23 protein-coding genes and 1 pseudogene are annotated in these 22,839 nt (G+C 41.0%); 20 read left to right on the plus strand and 4 right to left on the minus strand.

Annotated features, from left to right (window positions below; all coding sequences use genetic code 11):
* The first annotated feature begins 2 nt into the window (after positions 1–2).
* Together ABJK37_RS00450 and ABJK37_RS00455 are read left to right on the plus strand one after the other, a co-directional pair.
* Entirely contained in the window at positions 3–1,310 is a 1,308-nt protein-coding gene (locus ABJK37_RS00450) for an NtaA/DmoA family FMN-dependent monooxygenase (protein ID WP_348348962.1), read from the plus strand.
* A 9-nt stretch (positions 1,311–1,319) separates the two neighbouring features.
* Positions 1,320–2,078: a siderophore-interacting protein gene (locus tag ABJK37_RS00455; protein WP_348348964.1), complete on the plus strand. Its 759-nt coding sequence runs from the start codon at positions 1,320–1,322 to the stop codon at positions 2,076–2,078.
* Between the two features lie 362 nt (positions 2,079–2,440).
* Here the strand turns inward: ABJK37_RS00455 and ABJK37_RS00460 are convergent.
* Positions 2,441–2,734, minus strand: a pseudogene (locus ABJK37_RS00460) (transposase zinc-binding domain-containing protein); the annotation flags it as partial.
* A 353-nt stretch (positions 2,735–3,087) separates the two neighbouring features.
* On the opposite strand from ABJK37_RS00460, the gene ABJK37_RS00465 reads away from it, so the two are divergent.
* From ABJK37_RS00465 to ABJK37_RS00550, 18 genes are all read left to right on the plus strand, one after another.
* Positions 3,088–3,354 (plus strand): hypothetical protein, encoded by a 267-nt coding sequence (locus ABJK37_RS00465; protein ID WP_348348966.1) that lies wholly within the window; start codon positions 3,088–3,090, stop codon positions 3,352–3,354.
* A 35-nt stretch (positions 3,355–3,389) separates the two neighbouring features.
* Entirely contained in the window at positions 3,390–3,935 is a 546-nt protein-coding gene (locus ABJK37_RS00470; RefSeq protein WP_348348968.1) for an RNA polymerase sigma factor, read from the plus strand.
* A 24-nt stretch (positions 3,936–3,959) separates the two neighbouring features.
* Positions 3,960–5,063 carry a FecR domain-containing protein gene (locus ABJK37_RS00475; RefSeq protein WP_348348970.1) on the plus strand — a complete coding sequence of 368 codons (1,104 nt, stop codon included), beginning with the start codon at positions 3,960–3,962 and terminating at the stop codon, positions 5,061–5,063.
* A 133-nt stretch (positions 5,064–5,196) separates the two neighbouring features.
* Positions 5,197–7,644: a TonB-dependent siderophore receptor gene (locus tag ABJK37_RS00480; protein ID WP_348348972.1), complete on the plus strand. Its 2,448-nt coding sequence runs from the start codon at positions 5,197–5,199 to the stop codon at positions 7,642–7,644.
* 240 nt (positions 7,645–7,884) lie between these two features.
* Positions 7,885–10,149: a DUF5916 domain-containing protein gene (locus tag ABJK37_RS00485; RefSeq protein WP_348348974.1), complete on the plus strand. Its 2,265-nt coding sequence runs from the start codon at positions 7,885–7,887 to the stop codon at positions 10,147–10,149.
* An 88-nt stretch (positions 10,150–10,237) separates the two neighbouring features.
* The gene (locus ABJK37_RS00490; RefSeq protein WP_348348977.1) at positions 10,238–10,903 is read left to right on the plus strand and encodes a hypothetical protein; all 666 of its coding nucleotides are present in this window, start codon (positions 10,238–10,240) and stop codon (positions 10,901–10,903) included.
* A 44-nt stretch (positions 10,904–10,947) separates the two neighbouring features.
* Positions 10,948–11,232, plus strand: a complete 285-nt coding sequence (locus ABJK37_RS00495; RefSeq protein WP_348348979.1) for a hypothetical protein — start codon at positions 10,948–10,950, stop codon at positions 11,230–11,232.
* 7 nt (positions 11,233–11,239) lie between these two features.
* The gene (locus ABJK37_RS00500) at positions 11,240–12,853 is read left to right on the plus strand and encodes a PepSY-associated TM helix domain-containing protein (RefSeq protein WP_348348981.1); all 1,614 of its coding nucleotides are present in this window, start codon (positions 11,240–11,242) and stop codon (positions 12,851–12,853) included.
* Between the two features lie 4 nt (positions 12,854–12,857).
* Positions 12,858–13,154 (plus strand): DUF3325 domain-containing protein, encoded by a 297-nt coding sequence (locus ABJK37_RS00505; protein WP_348348983.1) that lies wholly within the window; start codon positions 12,858–12,860, stop codon positions 13,152–13,154.
* Between the two features lie 196 nt (positions 13,155–13,350).
* The gene (locus tag ABJK37_RS00510) at positions 13,351–14,013 is read left to right on the plus strand and encodes a Crp/Fnr family transcriptional regulator (RefSeq protein WP_348348985.1); all 663 of its coding nucleotides are present in this window, start codon (positions 13,351–13,353) and stop codon (positions 14,011–14,013) included.
* A 59-nt stretch (positions 14,014–14,072) separates the two neighbouring features.
* Positions 14,073–14,711 (plus strand): nitroreductase family protein, encoded by a 639-nt coding sequence (locus ABJK37_RS00515; protein ID WP_348348987.1) that lies wholly within the window; start codon positions 14,073–14,075, stop codon positions 14,709–14,711.
* Positions 14,708–15,181: a DMT family transporter gene (locus tag ABJK37_RS00520; RefSeq protein WP_348348989.1), complete on the plus strand. Its 474-nt coding sequence runs from the start codon at positions 14,708–14,710 to the stop codon at positions 15,179–15,181. The genes ABJK37_RS00515 and ABJK37_RS00520 overlap by 4 nt, the downstream gene beginning before the upstream one ends.
* Before the next feature lie 3 nt (positions 15,182–15,184).
* On the plus strand, positions 15,185–15,886 hold the full coding sequence (locus tag ABJK37_RS00525) for a GNAT family N-acetyltransferase (RefSeq protein WP_348348991.1): 702 nt from the start codon (positions 15,185–15,187) through the stop codon (positions 15,884–15,886).
* A gap of 513 nt (positions 15,887–16,399) precedes the next feature.
* On the plus strand, positions 16,400–17,029 hold the full coding sequence (locus ABJK37_RS00530) for a hypothetical protein (protein ID WP_348348993.1): 630 nt from the start codon (positions 16,400–16,402) through the stop codon (positions 17,027–17,029).
* Between the two features lie 492 nt (positions 17,030–17,521).
* Positions 17,522–17,656: a hypothetical protein gene (locus tag ABJK37_RS00535; RefSeq protein WP_348348995.1), complete on the plus strand. Its 135-nt coding sequence runs from the start codon at positions 17,522–17,524 to the stop codon at positions 17,654–17,656.
* A gap of 232 nt (positions 17,657–17,888) precedes the next feature.
* Positions 17,889–19,103, plus strand: a complete 1,215-nt coding sequence (locus tag ABJK37_RS00540; protein WP_348348997.1) for a glycoside hydrolase family 88 protein — start codon at positions 17,889–17,891, stop codon at positions 19,101–19,103.
* A 16-nt stretch (positions 19,104–19,119) separates the two neighbouring features.
* Positions 19,120–20,790, plus strand: a complete 1,671-nt coding sequence (locus ABJK37_RS00545; protein WP_348348999.1) for a glycoside hydrolase 43 family protein — start codon at positions 19,120–19,122, stop codon at positions 20,788–20,790.
* Between the two features lie 30 nt (positions 20,791–20,820).
* On the plus strand, positions 20,821–21,816 hold the full coding sequence (locus ABJK37_RS00550; protein WP_348349001.1) for an alpha/beta hydrolase: 996 nt from the start codon (positions 20,821–20,823) through the stop codon (positions 21,814–21,816).
* A gap of 438 nt (positions 21,817–22,254) precedes the next feature.
* Here ABJK37_RS00550 and ABJK37_RS00555 read toward each other — a convergent pair whose 3' ends face one another.
* The 3 genes from ABJK37_RS00555 to ABJK37_RS00565 form a co-directional block, all read right to left on the minus strand.
* The gene (locus tag ABJK37_RS00555; RefSeq protein ID WP_348349003.1) at positions 22,255–22,443 is read right to left on the minus strand and encodes a winged helix-turn-helix transcriptional regulator; all 189 of its coding nucleotides are present in this window, start codon (positions 22,441–22,443) and stop codon (positions 22,255–22,257) included.
* 21 nt (positions 22,444–22,464) lie between these two features.
* Positions 22,465–22,671, minus strand: a complete 207-nt coding sequence (locus ABJK37_RS00560) for a hypothetical protein (RefSeq protein WP_348349005.1) — start codon at positions 22,669–22,671, stop codon at positions 22,465–22,467.
* Positions 22,647–22,839: hypothetical protein (locus ABJK37_RS00565; RefSeq protein WP_348349008.1), on the minus strand; the 193-nt coding region annotated here is incomplete at its 5' end. The genes ABJK37_RS00565 and ABJK37_RS00560, both read right to left, overlap by 25 nt.

Genomic DNA, 22,839 nt, shown 5'->3' on the forward strand with positions numbered 1-22,839 from the left:
ATATGAGTCAGGTTCCAAGAAAACTCTGTATTGGTATGTCTTTGGCAACCACTTGGTTGTCGGGCAATAGTTGGCGTAATACAAGCAGCCGAGTTGATAGGCTTTATGACATTGAATATTATATTGGTCTTGCGCAACAAGCTGAGCGAGCAAAAATGGATTTTGTTTTTCGTCCAGATTCCTTGTTTATTGATCCGTCTACTTTAGCTCACTCTATTGGTTTTAGTGGCCTAGATCCTACCTTATTAATGACCGCTGTGGCAGCACATACTCAGCATATTGGTTTATTGACAACTGCGTCAACCACATTTAATTCACCTTATTTATTGGCAAGGCAAATGCAGTCTTTGCATCATATTAGCCAGGGCCGAGCCGGTTGGAATGTTGTGACCTCGTTAGATGGTCATCAAAACTTTGGTTTAGCAGACATGCCCGATACAGAATTTCGTTATGCCCGTGCAGAAGAAGTCATTGAAGCGGTTAAAGCGCTATGGCATAGCTTTCCGAAAAATTCCATTATCGAGGATAAAGCGAAAGGTCAATACGCCGATACGAATAAAATTTGTCCTATAAATTTTGATGGTCAATATGTAGCAACCAAAGGTCCTTTGTCTTTACCCACACATGAAGCAGGGGATATGCCGCTTTTTCAAGCCGGGGCGTCTGGTATAGGAAAAAGCTTCGCAGCCCAAATAGCTGATGGTGTTTTTGCCGCTACCCCAGATATGGAAGCGGCTAAAACGCTTAGACAAGAGTTGCAACAGTTGGCTGAAAAAAATGGTCGAGAAGTCGACTCAATAAAAATTCTACCGGGTTTAAGTTTGTTTCTCGCAGAGACTAAAGTGCAAGCCGAGCAGCTTTTGTTGGACGCTCGAAGTGAAGACGTTAGAGAACGACAGATACAATTCGCACTAAATTCATTAGGAATAGAGGTAAGTGAGCTTAGCCAAGATACTGTAATAGATAAAAATATGATGGGAGTTATGGGACGTGTTAGAAGTAAAACCCATAGTTTATTAATTCGTCGGTTAATTGAACGACAACCAATGCATTTGGAAGAATTATTATTACAGCCTGAAGTGTCAGGTTCTGGCCATTGGCAAATTGTTGGTACGGTAGATGACGCCTTAGCAGAAATTGTTAAGTGGGCTAAAAATGACGCCATTGACGGTTTTATCGCACTACCAGGAGGAGATGAAACGTCTTTCAATTTGGTTTGCGAACAACTTATGCCTGCCCTGACTCGAAAGGGCTGGTTTCGTCAAGATTACGCCAACAGTACGTTTAAATCCCATTTACAACAAAGGTAACCGTCACCTATGAGACCATCATTTTCAACAGCAACGAATGACAAAGCATCTACCATTACCTTTAATTTGCAAAGCAGCTTGTATGAAATCACGCCAAGAGAAGTTACTGTAAAATCAGTACAAACATTAGGTAATGACTATGTTAGGCTTATTTTTTGTGGAGAGTCGTTACATGATTTTGTTAGTTTAGGTTTTGACGATCATGTAAAGGTTATTTTTAGCAATGTAAATAATGAAACTCTAAGAAGAAATTATACCCCGAGAGCATATGATCAAAAAGAAGAAACACTAACCATAGACTTTGCTCTTCATCCTCATGGAGATGCTGCTAACTGGGCTGAAAATGCAGCAGTTGGAACAAAAGCGATCATTGCTGGGCCGCGTATGACATTGCATATTGACGATAACTTTCCTTGCTATTATTTTATTGGCGACGCAACGGCATTACCAGCCATTAATCGAAAACTTGAAACATTAGGTGAAAATACGATCGTTAAAATCTACTTACTGGGTGAACGTTTAGCTGAACATTTAATGACAAGTTTGGCTTTGGTTGAAGTGTTTAGTTTCAGTGATGAAAGAATGTTTAAAGATAATATTATTTCTGCCTGTGAAGATGTGAGTGCAAACACATTCATTTGGGGGGCGGGTGAGTACACACTAATGCAAGAGTTCAAACAGCAACTTAACCACCCCAAACATAAAATGCGTATAGCGTCTTATTGGCGAAAAGGTGAAGAAAGCTTTCATCAAGAGCACAATAAATAGTTTTTTACCTATTTTTAAATACTGCCTGCTTAATTACATTATGTTAATAAAAAATCTGCAAGTCACTAGCGTACCTAAATTAGTTGTTTCATATTGCATAAAATAACGTGTTGTTGGTTTGGTGGAGCTTTGCATTTGTGCGGGGTAATGACATGATTAGCAATTATTATTTCAGGCTGTGATTGTTATGCGTCATATTTTCAAATTTAGAGCAACCAGATTGATATTAATAAGCCTTGTTGCTCTATTCTCTTGCGAAAATCGATAGGGTCACAAATCGATAGGGTCAGAGACGTTGATTTACAAGTAAGCATTACCATAACCATCCCTAGCGACCCGTTGAAGCGTTTACGATTATGGGCAAACTTCTCCACGGTCTGCCATACCGCTTCAAATAACGCACTGTATAGCTCAGATTGTGCATAGTGGGTGATGAAATTTAATTCATGAGGCAAGGTGAACACTAAATGAAAATGCCGCGTGTTGGTCACCTGCGATTCTTGGCTCTCAATCCATTGTTGCCGCTTTTGTCCTTGGCACCGAGGACAATGACGATCCCGACAAGAGCAATAATGTAATTGTTCATAATCGCAGCGATTGCATTGCCATTGTTGGGTGCCGAGTTTAGCGGTCCAACAGTCCATAATATGTTGGCAGCTCTTACTCTGCGATTAAGGTGACGCGATTGGGCACCTCAGTTTGAGTTCTACCTAGTCACCACCAGCAAGACTATCTTCAATGCCATAGTAGAGTTGTTTAAAAGCGGTTATACACCACTATTAATGCGCTGATTCAGCTCGTTTTCTTTTAACTATCCTCACCTGACCTCTTGTATAAAACCCACTTATTCACTTTTAAAACAAAGTTACAATGTCAGTTAAATAAAACACACAACAGTATTGATAATCATTCTCATTTAAACTAATCTGCCTGAGTAAGTTACGATAATAATAATAAGCTTACGAAATAACGCGCAACCTATTAATTTTATACTGCCTAACGGCCTAAAATGGATGATTACGTTTTGCTGACACTGCATTTTTCATTGAAGCCATTCACAGATAAACGCGACCAGTTATTTAAAAATTTAATCCCCTACTTTGCCTTATTTTTTATTTTTGTGCTCATTAGCCAAATAAATATCGCTCTGTTTCGCCTTGCCATACAAACCATAAGTGACATCTATTTAGGAGGCACCGTTTTTGTTGCAGCCACAATTTACGGTGCAATTGCTACCTTAATTATTGCCTACTTATTTTATTTGGCAGGATATTAAATGGTGTCAATAATTTACGGTGAAAAATAGACATTATGGATCACTTAGCCACAGGGGACATATTTACTAAATATGCAGGAGAAATAACCGCATTCCTTACTAAAAAGCTAGCTTGCCCAGATACTGCAGCGGATATCACTCAAGAGCTATTTATACGCCTAATGAAACCACAACAAAAAGAGGCTGAAATAGAGAATATCCGCGCCTACCTTTACAAAGCCGCTTCAAACGCGGCGATTAATCACTATCAGGCGGAGCAACGTCGACAAAAATTACGGGAAACAAGCACTACCGATGCAACAGAGCAAATCAATATCCATTCACCCGAACAGATAAACGCAGATCAACAGCGTTTACATGTGATGGCATCAGCGCTAAAAGAATTATCGCCTCTGGCCCAAAAAATATTTATTCTGGCCCGAATAAAAGGCATGAAACAGTTTGATATTGCCGCTAAACTTGATGTGCACATCACTACAGTAGAAAAAAACCTATCAAAGGCGACACGGCACTGTTACGCCAAAGTAATAGATTACGATTCACCGTCTGGTATTGTTACAACACAGTTGTCTCATAAATAATGGAACACTTGAGAGATTAAAATTATGTCAGCTGCTTTATCAGACAAAGAACTTAAACTCGAAGCAATGGATTTGATTAGTAAACTGGCTACAACATCTCCGAGTGCAAGTGAACAAATCAAAATCAATAGGTGGCGCACTCAATCTCCACAACACAGCAAAGCGTGGGAGCATGCAGAACAAACTTGGCAATTAATGGCAACATTAAACATAGATAACATCACCGCAGAGAGTGCCGATGAACATGTTATGCCCTTTGAATCAAATCCAATTAGCCACCAAGATAAATGGTTATCTCGCTCGCGCTTATCAAGGTACTGGCAGCACAGTCGCTTTCCAACAGGTATCGCAGCAAGCTTAATATTAGTGTTTTCAATGATGTATTTTACCAGCGAAAATACCTCACCCTCCCTTGTGGCCATTCACCCAAAACCAGCCGAAAAATTAATCGAAGAAAAATTCAGTAATTATAGAAATCAGCAACACAGTATTTATTTAGATGATGGTTCAACCGTTTACCTTAACTTCAATTCAGTGATTAATGTCAGCATTAACAAGACACATCGCAATATTGAACTTGTTAAAGGTGAAGCTTTTTTTGAGGTGGCAAAAGATCCTAGCAGACCTTTTATAGTCAAGGCGGGCAACACCTCTGCTGCCGCATTAGGCACTGCTTTTGCGGTAAAACGCGATGGTGAAGCGGGCTCACAAATCACCATTACCGAAGGCCGGGTTAAAGTTGAGATTCACCCCTCAACTTCATCATCTTTAGCTATATCAACCAAACAGACAGCAGTACTACAAGCCAATGAATCTATTACATCCACCGGGCGGGATTTAAGCGACATAAAAATAACCGAGGCAAGTATTGCCACTGCATGGCGCCGGGGCGTACTTGTTTTTAATAATACGCCTTTAGAAGAAGTACTGGCAGAAATAGAACGTTATACTGCTTATGCCATTCAGGCCAATCTTGGCCATCGAGCCGATGAAAAAATTACCGGCACTTTTTTTATTAATCAATTAGATGAGCAATTAAGCACACTCATTGCCAGCCTTGACTTAATCGTTATCAGTAATAAACGCGAGCAACTGCAACTTGGTCTGGCTTTTCCAGGGCATCCTTAAATTCTGCTTTTTTGAAGCACATTGACTTTCTCAAAATAATTTACGTTTCTCGTCGGGTTTTTTCTACTGACAATTGTTTTAAATGATAATAAGAATTAATACCATTTAAAACAATAACGAGGAAACACATTTAATGCGTAATAAAAGAAGGACTATTGGTCGAGTTTCATTTGCTGTAACAGCCAGTTTACTCGCTTCTCAAGGGCTGCTTACAACAGTAATCGCCGCTAGTAGTTCACAACTATCCAATGCCCAGTTAACCGACACTACCGATTTTACACTACCCGCGGGGAATTTAGCCGATACTATAACTGCCCTGTCGATTCAAACCGGTATCCAAATCATTGTCCCCAGTGATTTAATTAAAAATGAAAAAAACACTGCGTTAATCGGCAGATATACTGCTGAAGCGGCACTTAACAAACTGATTGAAAATACCCAATTAAGCGTAGGGCGTTCAGGTAATAGAGCCTTAACTTTAGTGAAGGCATCATCGCCGTCACAAGCAATGGGTGTTCAATCAAATAAAGACTTGGAACAAATAGTGGTCTATGGCTCCTACACCAACCGAGACGCAAACAGTGCTACAGGTTTGAATATGTCATTGCGTAAAACCCCGCAGGCCATAACCGTGATGACAAATTTTCGTTTGGAGGATCAAAATCTAACCGAAATTAGTGATGCGATTGCTCAGAGCGTAGGCTTAAGTTATGACGGTACCCCTTTAGGCAGTGATGGGAGTTATTTCTATTCTCGTGGTTTAGCTGTGAGTAATTACCAAATCAATGGTGTGCCCCGCCCAGCAGGTATTTATGGGTTTGAGGTAACCACGGCTGATATGGTGGTATATGACCGCATTGAAATTGTGCGCGGTGCGACCGGTTTAATGAATGGTGTGGGTAGTCCATCTGCAAGCATCAACCTTATTCGCAAACGTCCAACCGACCAGCCTCAAGCCTATATATCAGCTCAAACAGACTCGTGGGGGAAACACCGTTTAACACTCGACATAGGCGGGGAGCTCAATGAAAGTGGCTCAATTCGTGGACGTATAGCTACAGCCAAAGAACAAGGTGGCAGTCATATTGATCGGGCTGAATTGGATAAAGAGGCATTTTATGCGGTATTAGAGTTTGACCTTACTGAACAGACATTATTAACAACAGGCATTGAGTACCAGTCTATTGAAAACACGGGCGCATCCCGCAGTGGACTGCCGTTATTTTTCTCAAATGACGGTAGCCGCACAAACTTTGACCGCTCAACAAATAGTGGCGCCAACTGGAGCATCCTAAGCAACAGCAGTCTGAGTGTATTTTCTAACATACAACATACTTTTGATAATGACTGGCGGGTAAGCCTTGATTTAGAACATGCAGAACCAGAATATGACGATGCTTTTGGTTACTTTTGGGGAACCTTTGACAGAGATACCGGGGAGTCAGATGGGAGTGCTTACGGTGCTGCTCGATGGGCATCTGATTTAGAGCAGAATTTTGTGGGTCTATCATTGTTCGGCGACTTTGAACTTTTAGGCAACAAACATGAACTGGTATTAGGTATCAGCCACAGCACGAGCAAAGATGAAGGACCCAATTATTGTACCTGGTGGTGCTGGGGGGACTATCGACTACAACTCGACAATGTCTATAAATTATTTAGTACGGGCGATGTTATTCAACCAGATTTTAGCCCTACAGGGGGCTTTTACGGTGGAAAAATAATACAAAACAGCGCTTATGGTGCATTACGCTTCAAACCCTTAGATAATCTTGCCTTTGTGGTTGGTGCTCGCATCACCGATTGGAGTGAACAAGAATGGACTGAATCAGCAGAGGGTATAGTAACCAACACCCCTGATAACGATGAAAAAAACGTCACAACCCCCTATTTTGGATTAGTTTTTGACATTACAGGCAACCTCTCCGCTTATGCAAGCTTTACACAAATTTTTGAGCCTCAAAATCGTTATGATTTAAACGATAACCGTTTAGACCCGCTTGAGGGAAACAACTACGAAATGGGCATTAAAGCAGATGTTTTCGATAGTTTACTCAGCGTAAGTGCCAGTATTTTTCGCATCGAACAAGACAACTTTGCGGTTATCTTACCAGGGCTTACATCACCTTCTGGGAATTGGGTTTACCGTTCTGAAGATGGAACGACCTCGAAAGGTTTTGAAATTGAAGTGGCAGGTGAGATAATTCCGGGTTGGCAAGTGGTGGGTGGTATTAGCCGCGCGACTCCCGAAGGCCAAGACGGCGAACCATTGTTAACTGACATTGCCACGGATAGCATTAAACTATTCACTAGTTATGAAATAAATAAACTCACAATAGGCGGTAGCTTGCGCTGGCAAAGCGATGTTTATTCCACAGAAGACGGTCCAAATTTTGACCAAAGCTATACACAAGGTAGCTTTACGGTTATAGACTTATTGGTTAAATACACCGTATCTGAGGCCTTTACGGTACAACTCAACTTTGACAATATTTTTGATAAGAAATATTACGCTGGATTTTACAGTGGCACTTATGGCGAACCGAGTAACATAACAGCCTCGGTGAAGTATAATTTCTAACCAAAAAACCTCAAACTCCCCCTTATAGGAAAGGTAAGGGGGCTGTTTTATCGATGATGCTTTTTTAATATTTTTCAGCATTGTATTTCACATATTAGCTTTATTTATTGGCCGTTTTTCATCTATCAAAAAAATTCTATAAATTCAGGAGTCGGGTTTCTGCCAGTGAGAACTGTCTTACTACCAATACGTTTTAAACACGATATTAATTGGTAAAATTTAAGGAATAAAGGCAACTACGTGGTATTAAAGTTACAACTCATCACTTTATTAACAATGTCATTTTCAGTTTTTCCTGTAGAGGTAATGCTTACAACACCAGCCGCATTTATCAAAAAAAATTACCCACTCCATAACCATAAGAAACCTCCAATCATTGACGGCGCTATAGAAGAGCCCGTATGGCAAGAAGCCACAATCATTGAATTAAAGTATCAAAATGAGCCGATTCATGGCGCACCAGCTCCGGTGAAAACAATCGCCTACTTATATCAAGACGGCACAAATTTACATATTGCCATACAAGCCTTCGATCCTGAACCCAACCGCATTCGTGCTAGCTTACGCGATCACGACAATATTTTTAAAGACGATAATGTGGGCATTATTGTTGACACTTTTAACGATCAGCGTACTGGATTTGGTTTTTTTGTTAATCCCTTGGGCGCCCAGGCTGATATGACTATAAAGGAAAGTGATGACAGTGATGACGCCGAAGATTATTCCTGGAATGCCATTTGGCACAGTGCTGGCCAAATAAATAGCGCGGGTTATAGCATTGAAATGAGTATTCCTTTTCATGCCCTGCGTTTTCCTGATACCACTGAGGAACTTATTTGGAACATTGCCATACAACGCAGCTACCCAAGAGAAAATTCCGTAGAAATAGCCAATTACCAGCGAGATCGTGAGCGTAAATGCACGATTTGTCAGTATGAGTCATTAGTGGGATTTAAAGATATAAAAGCCGCTAAAAACCTACAACTAACCCCAACACTCACGCTAGGGCGCGCTGATGCAAAAGCGCCGCCCTATAGTGATGAATGGCAGCAAGGCGATGTGGAGCATGAACTAGGTTTAGATTTACGCTGGGGAGTGAATCAAAGCATGGTGCTAAATGCCACTGTCAACCCGGATTTTTCTCAAGTAGAAGCGGATGCGGTACAGCTTGATATCAACAGCACCTATGCGCTGTATTACGATGAAAAACGCCCATTTTTTCTGGATGGTGCTGACTATTTCACCACACCAATGTTTAACTTTGTGCATACACGTAATATTGCGGATCCTGAATATGGTTTAAAACTTACCGGTAAAACTGACGCCCACCTCTACGGACTTATGGTGACAGATGATAATAGAACTGACTTTTTAATCCCCGGTAATCAAGGCTCTGTTTTAGCAAGGAGTGATTTGCACAGTACCGCCTCGATTGCCCGATATCGTATTGACATAGGAGAGCAAAGTAACATTGGGGCATTAATAACTCATCGCGAAGCAGAAGGTTACAACAATCAGGTGATCTCGGTAGATGGGGAATATTGGTTAAGTAACAACAGCAGTTTTAATTATCAACTAGCCCATAGCGAGAGTACCAACCCACTACAAATTCAACAAGATTATGCTTTAGAAGCGACGCAATCGGGACAAGCCTATGTGTTGAGTTACAACCACCGTACACGGGATTTAAGCTTCTTTGCAGATGCAGAAAAAGTTACCGGGGGCTTCAGAGCTGATTTAGGTTTTCAAGAAAGAGTTGATTTTCAAAGTGTGGGATTAGGAGGCAGTAAGCACTGGTTTGCTAATGAGTACAATTGGTTATCAGCAATCGCTATGAACCAGTTCTCAATTTCTGGCGATTGGGATAAAAGTTGGGATAATGATAGTACCTTATTAGAAGACGAATGGGAGGTATATGCAGAACTGCAGGGGGATATGCAGTCCACGATAGAGCTTGGCGCTATCCATCGAAACAGCTTATATCAAGGGGTTTATTATCAAGAAAACCAAATGACGTTTTGGGGCGAGTTTACGCCATTAGCCGAGCTCACCTTATCCTCGTTTATACGTTTTGGAGATCAGATTGATTTCACCAATGAGCAACTCGGTCAACTTTTTAAAATTTCGAATGCAGTCTATTGGCAAATTAATCAATACTTACAATTTGAAGTTGAATATGAATACACCCATTTAGACGTTAACAGAAAGCAACTCTACAAAACAAATGTGCTTGCCACAAAATTGATATGGCAATTTAACCGTCAAAGTCAATTACAGTTTATTTTACAAGATACTGATATAAATAGAGATTTATCTTTATATAGGCCAGGCGAATATTCCAGTTCTGGTGATCAATCTCTCGCCACACAATTGTTATTTTCTTACAAATTGAACCCGCAAACACTTTTCTATTTAGGCTATTCAGACAACGGGTTTGCTGATGACCAGCAGGATTTTATTCGTACCGAACGTTCACTTTTCGCTAAGTTTAGCTATGCAATTTAAAGGTAATGATAATCATTATTAGGGGCATTTGAATTTAGTGATATTCACAATACTTTACGTACTATCAATCAAACTAAGGAGATTTACCATGTTTCAAAAATCACTCATTGGCATATTCATCGTTTTATGCAGCTTTTCGGCAAACGCACATGAAGTCTGGTTAGAGCGTGATCAGACAGGCACCGCTCGTGTGTATTTAGGCGAACCAGGACAACCAGATAGTGGCGATAAAATAGCTAACTTAAAAGACGCACAAGTTTTTACTGATAATCGTAATGATGTTGCGACATTGACACAAAATAATGACCACTGGGAAGCAAATGTGACTGGCGAAGGTGACGTGCGTTTGTTTACTGACAAGGTATGGTTACCTTGGAGCGTTGAGAGTGTGTCATGGTGGGAGTTCTGGAAAGATGAAAAATTGAAAGGCGCAATTTTTCAAGCACGAACAGGACGTTCAGAGACCAGTGCTAAACTCACATATGAATTAGTACCTGTTACCCAAAACGGTCATGTTTTTACAGCAATGTTTAAAGGTAAACCGCTTACAGGTCAACATATTATGCTCGTTACACCGAGTAACAAAGAAGTCGAACTGATAACGGATGAAAAAGGCCAAATTAGTGTGCCTTTAACTGAAAAAGGACAATTTTTACTGTCTAGTGAACACACCATTGAAACCAACGCTATGCACTCCGGTATAAAAGTCGCGAGCCTCATGTATATCACTAGTTTAACGTTTGTTAATGAGTAATTAATATCATTATGAATGTAGCTTTAAGGACAGTAAGCGGGTTTATGAAACATCCCGCGCTCCCTCTTTTATCCCGAATCATAGCGGCCATAGTGGGCGGGTATGTATTTGCTAATACTACAGTAATTATCTTGTCTTATTTATTACCTGGTCCTCAGTACAATGCTGTATTGAGTGGAATGTTAGCCAGTTATTTATTTTATGCCTTTGCGATAATGTGGGTATTTTACGCCAAGACAGCACGCAAAGCGTGGCTGGGCTTATTGGTCCCCATAATAATAAGTGCCGCATTTCTGTGGTTTTTAATTCCACAAGGTTTACTGGAGTAATAGAGCCATGAAAGACATGTTTCGTGAATCCATGCGTTGGCTACACACTTGGTCAGGATTAGTCCTTGGCTGGGTGCTGTTTTTCATGTTCATCACAGGGACCGTCGGCTATTTCAGTTACGAGATTGACCGCTGGATGCAACCAGAAGCCCCTTATGCAAGTAATACTTCCGACCAAGTTCATTTATTAAGCCTGGCTAAACAACGCTTAGATTTGGTTGCCCCTGACGCTATCTATTCGTCTGTTAACTTCCCAGTAGACCGGTATTCTTTTTTACGTATTAACTGGGAAAATCCTAGTAACAAAATAACCGGGGAAAAGGGCGAGCGAGGCAGAGAAATCCTCAATCCACAAACCGGTGAGCCAGTGGTTGTGCGTAAAACCGGAGGCGGAACATTGCTCTATCGCATGCACTACGCCTTGCACTATATGCCAAGAATAGTTGCCTATTGGATCACAAGTTTATGTGCCATGTTTATGTTTATTGCTCTAATTACTGGCATTGTCATTCATATTAGAATATTTAAAGATTTTTTTACCTTTCAACCAAACAAACAACAACGCTCGTGGCTAGATATGCATAATTTGATGAGCGTACTGCCGTTACCTTTTCACTTAATGATTACCTACAGCGGCCTAATATTTTTAATGTTTACCACCATGCCAGGCATTTTAACTGCATCATATGGTGATGACGATGATGCATTTTTTGACAGTGCATTCCCACTTACAACACAACAAGAGGCCTCTGGTGTCTATGCACAAAGTATTGACCTATCAACCGTTTTAGTAAGTGCACAACAACACTTTAACCAATCACAAGTTAGGTATATTCGCATACAAAATCAAAATGATACCCATGCTCAAGTTGAAGTGGCTCCACGAGGGTTTGACGGTTTAAGCCGAGCTAACACTTTGGTTTACCAAGGTGTTAGCGGTGAATTATTAAGCACACCGAACAGTAAAAATGACCAAAGTGAAAGTGGCAGTGCATTCGTGTCACTATATGATGCACTGCTCAATCTACACGAAGGTTTATTTGCCCCAACCATTTTACGTTGGATATATTTTCTCAGCGGGTTAGCGGGTGCAGGAATGATCGCTACTGGCATGATCCTGTGGGCGAGTAAACGACGTAAAAAAGCGCAAAAATCAGGGCAAGTCAGTAAAGGCCTAGTCTTAGTTGAGCACTTAAATGTGGGGACTATTGTTGGCCTACCTATCGCTATTGCGGCTTATTTTTGGGCAAACCGTTTAATTCCAATTCATCTAGTAGGAAGAGAGAATTGGGAAATAAACACACTATTTATTGTGTGGGCTATCATGCCCGTCTACTCCTTCCTTTTTGCCAAAAAACGCCCCTTATCCAAAGTATGGGCTGAACAACTTGCCCTCGCCGCATTGATGTATTTGTGCTTACCCCTATTAAATCTATTGACCACATCCCAACACTTAGGCATAAGCTTTGTTCAAGGAGACTGGATCATGGCGGGATTTGATTTAACCATGATAGTACTGGGTACGCTGTTTGCCATAGCCGCATTCAAAATGCATCGTCAGCAAGCCCAAGCTTTATCACCAACTAAAAACTCGGCGATTAAACCCGCCTTGAAAATATAAACTCATGATTATAATAAGCTTCATACTAACGTTTATTGGTTTTTTTGCTTTAAGCCTTACTATGCAAAAACATGCTAAACAAATTTTTACTAGCATTAACAAACCACGCTACAGGCTCTCTAAAATACAAATGAAGTTATTAACAACAACAGGCCACCTAGGTTTAATGTTGGCAGCCCTTATCTGTATCCAACATTCAGGCTGGGCTTTAGGCTTAGTATATTGGACTGGCTTGTTAACTATTGCCGCATTTTCTCAATCAATGTTTTTAAGCTACGGTTTGAATACCTCTCAGCGTTGACTGAACAAAAATTAGAAGAATTCAAACGAAAATCTGTCTAACAAAGTCTGGGCAATTTGAAGAACAACAATCAGAATTGTGGAATCGATAGGGTCTGAGACTGAGGGATCCCCTAATGGGTGACCCCATTGATTCACCCCATGATTCATTGCCGCAGTTTCTATTCTTATAAAACATCGGTAAAAATGATATAAATATGCCATTAATCAATTCGACAAGTCATTTAATGATTAGCGCATTTTATCACCTTCAACAAACAGTCAATCGATATCACGTTTTACCTGAAGATACATGGCAAACCTATGTTGCTTGTTGCACTGTTAAACATTTAGATAAAGGTCAAATTCTCTATGCAATAGGTGAAAAACCAATAAGTTTGGCATTTATTCACCAAGGGCTTATGCGCGCTTATATCATTGACGAACATGGTAACGAATACAATAAGAACTTTTTTTCTGAAGGGCGTTTTCCCGGCTGTATGAGTGCCCTACTTAATAATCAACCCAGCGAATTAGAGATACAAGCATTAGAGCCGTGCGAAATAATAGAAATAAATCATGCAAAGTTTCGCCTTGCGTTAATGAATAATATGGACTTAATGAAGTTTCAAATTAATTACCTTGAAACTCATTGGTTGTTAGAAAAAGAGCCTAAAGAAATTGGTTATCTACAACACGAGGCGAAAGCCCGATTTGTTACGTTTTTAGATAAGTATCAACACATATTGCCACGTTTGACTCAGTATCATATTGCCAGCTATTTAGGCATAACCCCTACCCAACTGAGCCGTATAAAAAAAGAAATCAAACAAGCGGAAAATAAAAAGGAAATAAATAATAAGAACTATCAACATATGTAAAGGAGTGACTTAGTACCTTTGAGTAAACTGCAAACATCATTACTCATTCGGAATACACCATGCCACAAAATATGCCACTCAATGACGCCCTTAATTGGCGCTATGCAGTTAATAAGTTTGATCACAACACCTTGAGTCCAGAACAAATAAACCATTTAATTGAAAGTGTGCGTTTAGCTCCTTCTGCCTATGGTATACAGCCTTACAAACTTCTTGTGATTAGCAATCCAAAAACAAAACGTGCATGTTTACCATACAGTTATGGTCAAGACAAAGTAGCAAAATGTTCGCACTTATTAGTACTTGCCCATAAAACAAAAGTAACCCAGCAAGACATTGCCGGCTTTATTGAGCAACTGGCAAAAACTCAAAATAAAACGACTCACCTGTTATCGAATTATCAAATCCAAATTCAGGCTGACTTATTATCCCGTTCATCTGCCGAACAAAATAATTGGGCACAACAACAAACTTATATCGCACTAGGCATATTACTCGCCAGTGCTGCAGCCAGTTTTGTTGATGCATGCCCTATGACTGGTTTTGAAGTAGATGGCATTAACAAGGTGCTTGAATTAAACCAAAAAGATTTAAGTGCAGCGGTTTTATGCCCTGTGGGTATACGTGCAGAGAATGACTTCGCAGCACATCGTACTAAACATCGCATTAGCCAAGATCAACTTGTAGTAAACCTATGATTAATTTTATTTTCTTAGCCTTTTTTGCTGGTGCTTGTATTGCGATACAAGCAGCCATGAATGCTCAACTTGGACAAATATTTAGCAATAGTCTATTGGCAACTACTTATGCTTTTTTCACCAGCTTTATTTTGGTGGCCTCTATCACACTCTTATATACCGTTTACAGACAAGTGCCAGTAGAGCAAACAGAGCTTGTTTTATCACTTAATGAGCGTCTGCAACGAGTGCCTTGGTACTTATGGGGTTCGTGCATATTGAGTGTTATTGGGGTGGGGAGCTTTTATTTTTTAATCCCCAAAATGGGCGTGGGAAACATGATGACTTACGCCTTAACAGGTCAAATTTTAGTGGCTATGTTCATCAGTCATTTTGGTTTTTTTGATAGCCCAATTAAAACTTTATCCGCCAGTAAACTGTTAGGCACAGCCTTACTCATTACTGGCATCGTACTCATTAACAAGGAGTAAAGAATGAACAATGCAATGAAAAAAATCCTACGTAAAAACTTAAACAATCTAAATCTTTTTTGGCAGGCGCTAAATACCCAAGAACAAGATGGTCTCTTTACGCATACAAGTTGGCCAAACAAACAATGGCGTGCTGACTTTAGTTTACCTAGCCATGTTGCTTTACCAGCAGGAAAAGTGTTTAGTACTGTATCCGCACAGCATGTCTTAGAGGGATCTAAATTCTCAATTCAAGGCCAACTAGTGGTAATGAATTTGTCTATCGACAAAGAAGCAATCACACAAAAGCCAAATAGTCAGGCACCACAGCAGATCATAACGTTAACGCATGAAGATGATGCATCAGATTGGGCTAGCGCATGTGGTTTAGCATTTGGTTATGATATTGACGCTAGGGTAATACAAGGTTTACTTGAGGATCCCAATGCCAGAGTATTGGCATACATTATTGATAATAAAATAGCAGGCACTGCAATCAGTTATTGCACAGGTGACACTTTAGGGGTTCATCAAGTTGGCACAGTGCCAAGCTACAGAAAAATGGGCGTGGCAGCGGCCTTAATGGATTACTTAATCCATCAAGCACAACTTGATGGCATTGACTCCATGAGCCTACAGGCTTCACAAGCGGGAATTAATTTATACGAAAAGTTAGGCTTTAAAGCCCTAACCAAGATAACGACTTTAATTACAGCTGAACAATAGTTTACAGCCGCAGTACTGAAGTTAACAGCAACGATAGGGTCAGAACAACATGTTGAGGTATACCCGCTAAATTCTATCTAGGTGACCTAGCCATCATCGCATCCTAAAATAAAGAATATCGTAAGTCTAGATGGCTAAATGTTAAAATCAACATCTCTGCCCCTATTGATTAGAGCGGCAAAGCCAACGCTCTTGCCCTACCCTCGACTCAAAGCTCGCCACTTATCTGCTCATTTTTGTAGGTCAATCGGCATGCGGACGCCGCGCGGGATGTCAGTATGCGAAGCATATGCTTAATAGGCGAAGAGCGTAAAACAATTTAACAAGACACGCATCGCAATTTATCTAAATATGATGTGCCATATGAAAATACTCTCAATGGGTGTTTTGGTGTTTTGGTGTTTTGGTATTTTTGATGATTTTGAGTGTTAAAAACAGATCTTAGCGGGATTTTCCCTGTGATCTATTATACGCTCGTGTAAAACCTGAGGTAAAAAATCAAACGAGTCGATCATGCTGCGTTTAACGAACAAAAAAAGACCAGACAAACAAGTCAAATGGCGAGCAGTTTTTGCCGAGTCTGGCTTCATTGGATTAAGTATCATCCTAGCGTTTGCTTTACAAGATTGGGATGAAATGAATGATATTGAAGAGCGAATGATGATTGCCTTGTGCAATGTAAAATCTGAACTTGAATTCAATAGAATACTGCTAGAAGGTGACCATCTTCCCAGGCAAAATGGAATGTTAGCAATAATCAATGGTGCACTTAAGACTCTTGGTTCTGGTGCAGCAAACTCTGCATCAGTCTCAGGACTTAAAGATATGCATTTTCAGAAATCACTACGTTACTCCGCCTGGACTCTGGCAGGAGAGTCGGGGTATTTGTTGCATGCAAATTTTGAATTAGCAACGGAGATAGGCGCTCTTTTTCACTACCAAAAGGATAGTTATCAACCTGTTATAGCCAGACTCAATGATAATCTTTTTAATAGTTCAAGTGAGTACCTTAAAAAGCCAATTGAACATTACGCCTCATTGAAAGAGCTAGTCAACGAGTCGATTGCTCAGTCTTTGTACTTAAAAACATCTTATGACGCCCTATTTGAACGTGAAGATTTCAAGCTTTTATCCTGTGAATAAATGAATTACAGAGACATATTGTAATTTCTTGATCGGCAAAGCCGGTTCTCTTTCCCTGCCCTCGGCTCAAAGCTCGCCAGTTATCTACTCATTTTTGTAGGTCAATCGCCAAGCGGACGCCGCTCGCAAAATATCGGGGGCAGAACCTGAGGTATCCCCACAAATAACCTTGAAAAAACAATAAGATAATTTAATATTTTAAGGAACATTCATGACATTTGGTGATCCGATCATTCACCAAAACTCACAAAGCATTAACGCCATGAATGTAAACACCATATTGAACAATACTCTGTCACTTGTGAGCCCAAATATGCACAAAGTTCGGCGAATAGCCTTGTCAGCTGGTGTCCAATAATTCTAATTTCGTGGGGATCCCTCAGGTTCTGACCCGATAGTTTAAAAATCACAATCGCTAGGGCGGGGGCACATAATCTTATTGTACAGGTGTCGACCGATGGTGAAACTTGTGACAATCACGAAGCTTTCCAAATGCTGGATGCCACCGATCAAATTTTTACGCTGACGACACCGATTGACGTCACTCATATTCGTTTCAATGTGGTATCAAATTACAGTGATAATAACTTTATTGAAATTGATGAAATAGAAATTTTTACCGAATAGTAAAATAAAAGATTTTTTGTTTGCTAGAAAAGGTCACGGTAAGTGGCCTTTTTATATTCTGTGGAGTTACTGTAAATCACTAATAACCATATTTATTTTATGGTCTTATGCATATTAAGTTACTAAATTTAAAATTAACGCAATTTTTATAACAAGATCGTTGCCACCGGTGGCACAATCGAGGTAACGTTATTGTTAATTTGGGGTAAATAATTAGTTTAAAGGGTAAAGAATGCTTAAGAGTTTTCTGTTTAGTGTTAAGTTTTTTAGTTTGCAGCGCTGTATTCGCTTTGCTGTTTTACTGTGTGTATTTGCGAGTTCGTCACTGCTAGCAAAGGGAAGCGATGAACTGTGGTCGGTAAGAATGGCTGATTCAGAAATGTTGCGCAATCCTCAGGCATATACTCTTGATTGGCGTGATACACCGCGCTGGAGTTATACCCATGGCTTAGAGTTAATGGCGTTTTGGCGTTTATATCAAGCCACTGATGATGAACGTTACTTTAATTATATTCAGGAGTATGTCGACACTTTGGTGAAGGACGACGGTAGCATCAAAACCTACGACATCAGCAAATACAATATCGATATGATCAACCCCGGTAAGCTGTTGTTTTTTATGTGGGATAAAACCCAAAACGACAAATACCGTAAAGCCTTAGATTTGTTGCGCTCGCAACTTAAAGATCATCCTCGTACCAGCGAAGGCGGTTTTTGGCATAAGAAACGTTATACCTCACAAATGTGGCTTGATGGCTTGTACATGGGGACGCCTTTTTATGCTGAATATGCAGTGCGTTTTGGAACTCAAGCGGACTTAGATGATGTGGTTGAACAATTTCAGCTTGTGGAAAAATACCTGTATCGCGACGACACCGGTTTACCTATTCACGGTTGGGATGAAACCAAAAAACAATATTGGGCTAACAAACAAAATGGTCAGTCACCTCATCACTGGGGGCGTTCCATTGGCTGGTACGCGATGGCCATGGTTGATGTATTAGATTGGCTTCCTAAAACACACGCTCAGCATGGATGGCTAAAAGGACGTTTGCAAAATCTGCTGGATAACATGCTGAAATTGCAACACCGCAGCGGAGTCTGGTATCAGGTGCCGGATAAGGGCGATGTTGGCGGCAATTATCTGGAGTCATCTGGTAGTGCGATGATGACCTATGTTCTGGCCCGAGCCGTTAATAAAGGTCATTTACCCGCTCGTTATCAAGCGCAGGCAGAAAAAGCCTATCAGGGTTTACTGGATAACTTTATTTATCACGATAAGGTCAACAATCAGATTCATATCACACGGGTGTGTGCTGTGGCTGGATTGGGCGGTAAACCTTATCGGGATGCTAGCTTTGAATACTACATGAGTGAAACCATTCGCTCTAATGATCCCAAAGCAGTCGGGCCGTTTATTTTGGCCAGTTTAGAATTACAGCGATAGGCACAGAGAGTTGATTATGCAAATGCTATTAAGATTATTTCGTCACACTTCAATTTTTTCCAAAGTCTTATTGGCTCTGATGATATTGGTTAATGTCAGCACTGCCCATGCCGCAGAAAATGGGGGGATCTGGCAAGCCGATTTAGGTAATGGTTTTTATAAAAACCCAGTGTTACATGCCGATTATTCCGACTTGGATGTGGTGGCCGTGAATGGCCATTATTACATGACATCATCGAGCTTTAACTCAGCACCGGGTTTACCTATTTTACATTCAACAGATTTGGTTAACTGGCAACTGATCAATTATGCGTTGCCGCAGCAGGTTCCCCTTGATCACTTTGCAACACCTCGCCATGGCGAAGGTGTTTGGGCACCGAATATTCGTTTTCATGATGGCAAGTTCTGGATCTTTTACCCTGATCCTGATTTTGGTATTTACGTTACCACTGCTACTGATCCTGCCAAAGCATGGTCAGAGCCTAAATTAATCCTTGCCGGTAAAGGTATTATCGATCCAACTCCTTTATGGGATGCCGATGGAAAATCCTATTTACTTCACGGTTGGGCTAAAAGTCGTGCGGGTTTTAACAACGTACTGAGTTTGCGGGAAATGGCCGCTGACACGTCTTGGGTAAGCGACAAGTATGTTCATATTGTCGATGGCAGTAAATTAAAAGGCTACCGTACAATCGAAGGGCCAAAGTTTTATCAGCGTAATGGCTATTACTATATCTTTGCACCTGCCGGTGGGGTGGATTTAGGCTGGCAATCCGTTTATCGCGCTAAAAATATTGAAGGTCCTTATGAGGCCAAAATAGTGATGGCTCAAGGCAATTCAGTCACCAACGGCCCACATCAAGGCACATGGGTGCATACGGAGTTTGGTGAAGACTGGTTTTTGCATTTTCAAGCCAAGAAAGCCTATGGACGTATTGTGCATCTGCAACCGATGCAATGGATCAATGACTGGCCGGTAATCGGTATCGATAAAGACGGTGATGGTATTGGTCAACCGGTACAGCAGTTCAAAAAGCCCAAGGCGGCTGGTAAACAAGCCATCACCCCATTAGTGGTGAATGATGAATTTGCACAAACTTCACTTGGTTTAACCTGGCAGTGGAATGCAAATTATCAGGACAGCTGGTATTCGTTGACCGCCCCCCCTGGACAGCTACGTTTATTTACCCAGCCGAAAATCAAAACCACCGGAGATAATTTATGGATGACACCTTCACTTATCATGCAAAAAATCCCTGCTGATCAGTTTGCCGTCGTCAGTAAAATTACTCTGAGCCAGGAGGCACTAAAGGCGCAAAGTGGTTTGGTGTTATTTGGCGAAGATTACGCGTGGATAGGCGTACAGCCAGATAAAATTACCGGTAAGGCAAATATTGTATTTGTTCATTGTAATGGCGCCCGTAAAGGCTGTGATGAGTCGGTATTAGAACAAAAAGAATTCGATGGTCAATCGGTTGAACTGCGGATGATGATGCAACCCGGTGCCAGTGCGGTATTCAGTTATCGAACCGATGCCAGTCAGCAATTTACTATTATTGGTGAGCACTTTCAGGCGGTCAGAGGACGTTGGGTAGGCGCCAAAATTGGCTTCTTTAGCGTCGCTGAGAAACCGCAGAAAAACCAATATATGGATGTCGATTACATTCGTTTTAATGAATTGGATTAATGAAATTTACGCGGCTAGGGGGATAACCCATTGTTGAACTTGAAAATACCGCTTATGGCGTGGTTTTGCCTAAGTTGTTTAAGCCCAATAGTGCATGGTTATGAGGTGGACGATAGTTACACCGTCACCTCAGCCTACGCCAAATATCATAAACAATATCCACATATCCGTCTGGTGGATGTTCAGCCGGCCGGCAAGATTCGGTTCGACCGCGTGTATGCCAATATTAATGGCCGTGAATTGCATGCTGATCTGTTTCACCCTACTTTAGAGCAGGGGCAACAACCCTTAGCGACTATTGTGATGATCCATGGTGGCGGTTGGAATTCTGGTAATAAATCGCTGTTTTATCCTCTGGCTTCAGCAATGGCGCAGCGAGGGTATTTGGCGGTTACCGTGGAATACCGTTTAGCCCCGGAGGCACAATATCCGGCAGGATTGCGAGATATCAACGCCGCCATCGTTTGGCTGAAGCAACAATCCGTTTCCTTAAACATCAATCCTGATAAGCTGGTGTTACTTGGCGGTTCGTCTGGCGGCCATATGGCAGCACTGTTGGCAAACAGTGCTGATGAGCCGTTGTTCCATGCCGATAAATCCATTACTGTTTCCACGCAAGTAAAGGCGGCTATAGATATTGATGGAGTGCTGGATGTCAGCCAAGGGGACGGGCTGAAACATGAAGATAAAAACGGCAATGCCAACAGCGCCATGGGTAAGTGGTTGGGCGGCAATTTTGCCCAACAAACCGAGCGTTGGAAAGCGGTGTCTACGGCATTACGCATTAATCAAACATCACCGCCATTGCTGTTTTTAAGTAGTGGCCAAATGCGTTTTGCGGCCGGCCATGAGTTGGTGTTTGCGAAACTCAGTCAATTGGGTATTGCCCATGAGATGGTTAATTTTGCACCGGCTCCGCATAGTTTCTGGTTGTTTCATCCCTGGTTTAATCGAGTTGTTGATAAAGTAGATCAATTCATCTTAGAAAATGTGGTTCAAATACAGGCACCGATTCAATCTCAATAGTCGTCCTATGATTTTTGATTTACAACAGCTTAAACTTGGCGCCATTTTCTTATTTTAATGCGGTCTCCAGAAGACACTAACAGTAAGAAGACACTAACAGGACATCCACGATAATTAATTGCAAAGCAACCTTTTAGTCGGCAAAGCCGATGCTCTTGACCTACCCTCGACTCAAAGCTCGCCACTTATCTACTCATTTTTGTAGGTCAATCGCCAAGGACAGGCGATTGAGTAATAGCTCGTCGGGAACGAATTATTACGACCTGCAAAAATGAGTAGATAAGTGGATGAAGAGCATTGCCCTCGAGCGGCACTTTTTGCTTACTTTTTGCTGCTGTAGGCAAAAAGTAAGTCGTACAGCAAGGATGCTGTGTGAAAAAAGCCATGGATGGCAGTGCTCGCCAGAGCATAAAAGGCATAGCCAGAAACAAAACCTGATTACTTAATAATCTTCCAATGCCCCGTCTTTTTTGAGCCAACCCGTTGTAACAGATGACTTTCTTTTAGCATTTTAATATGCCGCTCAATTGTGCTGATTGATTTAGTTAACTTTTCAGATATCGCAATATTAGTAATAAATACATCTTGAGCTATCACCGCTAAGATTGCTTTGTCTACTGACGACAAATTTAAACCTTCTTTTAAACCTTAATTTTGGCGGGAACTTGTTTCTATCGCATTAAGAATCATGCGTAACATAAATTCGATAAAAGGCGATGAATCAGTCAGTTTTGTACTTTGGCGAATAGCAGCATAATAATCATCTTGATATTGATGTACTAAACTTTCCACAGGAATATTAACAAAGACATCATGCCACTTGGATAAAATTAATGTTTGCCAAAGCCGCCCCATACGGCCGTTACCATCAGAAAATGGGTGAATAAACTCAATCGACGAGTTTTGTGCATGTTTGGTGTGACATTGACCAAGTACTTTGATAAAAGTTGTCTTACATTCATAGTGTTTTCCGTGATTATTTTTGTTTGGCGATAGAATTGATCACCAAACACTATGAATGTT

The organism is Paraglaciecola sp. (assembly GCF_039964565.1).
GTDB lineage: Bacteria > Pseudomonadota > Gammaproteobacteria > Enterobacterales > Alteromonadaceae > Paraglaciecola.

Bases quoted from the DNA above. Each gene is read 5' to 3' on its own strand.
- ABJK37_RS00480 (WP_348348972.1), top strand. From the start codon at position 5,197: ATGCGTAATAAAAGAAGGACTATTGGTCGAGTTTCATTTGCTGTAACA.
- ABJK37_RS00505 (WP_348348983.1), top strand. From the start codon at position 12,858: ATGATTATAATAAGCTTCATACTAACGTTTATTGGTTTTTTTGCTTTA.
- ABJK37_RS00490 (WP_348348977.1), top strand. From the start codon at position 10,238: ATGTTTCAAAAATCACTCATTGGCATATTCATCGTTTTATGCAGCTTT.
- ABJK37_RS00545 (WP_348348999.1), top strand. From the start codon at position 19,120: ATGCAAATGCTATTAAGATTATTTCGTCACACTTCAATTTTTTCCAAA.
- ABJK37_RS00530 (WP_348348993.1), top strand. From the start codon at position 16,400: ATGCTGCGTTTAACGAACAAAAAAAGACCAGACAAACAAGTCAAATGG.
- ABJK37_RS00495 (WP_348348979.1), top strand. From the start codon at position 10,948: ATGAAACATCCCGCGCTCCCTCTTTTATCCCGAATCATAGCGGCCATA.
- ABJK37_RS00475 (WP_348348970.1), top strand. From the start codon at position 3,960: ATGTCAGCTGCTTTATCAGACAAAGAACTTAAACTCGAAGCAATGGAT.
- ABJK37_RS00515 (WP_348348987.1), top strand. From the start codon at position 14,073: ATGCCACAAAATATGCCACTCAATGACGCCCTTAATTGGCGCTATGCA.
- ABJK37_RS00450 (WP_348348962.1), top strand. From the start codon at position 3: ATGAGTCAGGTTCCAAGAAAACTCTGTATTGGTATGTCTTTGGCAACC.
- ABJK37_RS00500 (WP_348348981.1), top strand. From the start codon at position 11,240: ATGAAAGACATGTTTCGTGAATCCATGCGTTGGCTACACACTTGGTCA.
- ABJK37_RS00510 (WP_348348985.1), top strand. From the start codon at position 13,351: ATGCCATTAATCAATTCGACAAGTCATTTAATGATTAGCGCATTTTAT.
- ABJK37_RS00525 (WP_348348991.1), top strand. From the start codon at position 15,185: ATGAACAATGCAATGAAAAAAATCCTACGTAAAAACTTAAACAATCTA.
- ABJK37_RS00470 (WP_348348968.1), top strand. From the start codon at position 3,390: ATGGATCACTTAGCCACAGGGGACATATTTACTAAATATGCAGGAGAA.
- ABJK37_RS00540 (WP_348348997.1), top strand. From the start codon at position 17,889: ATGCTTAAGAGTTTTCTGTTTAGTGTTAAGTTTTTTAGTTTGCAGCGC.
- ABJK37_RS00455 (WP_348348964.1), top strand. From the start codon at position 1,320: ATGAGACCATCATTTTCAACAGCAACGAATGACAAAGCATCTACCATT.
- ABJK37_RS00465 (WP_348348966.1), top strand. From the start codon at position 3,088: ATGGATGATTACGTTTTGCTGACACTGCATTTTTCATTGAAGCCATTC.
- ABJK37_RS00535 (WP_348348995.1), top strand. From the start codon at position 17,522: ATGCTGGATGCCACCGATCAAATTTTTACGCTGACGACACCGATTGAC.
- ABJK37_RS00520 (WP_348348989.1), top strand. From the start codon at position 14,708: ATGATTAATTTTATTTTCTTAGCCTTTTTTGCTGGTGCTTGTATTGCG.
- ABJK37_RS00560 (WP_348349005.1), bottom strand. From the start codon at position 22,671: ATGGGGCGGCTTTGGCAAACATTAATTTTATCCAAGTGGCATGATGTC.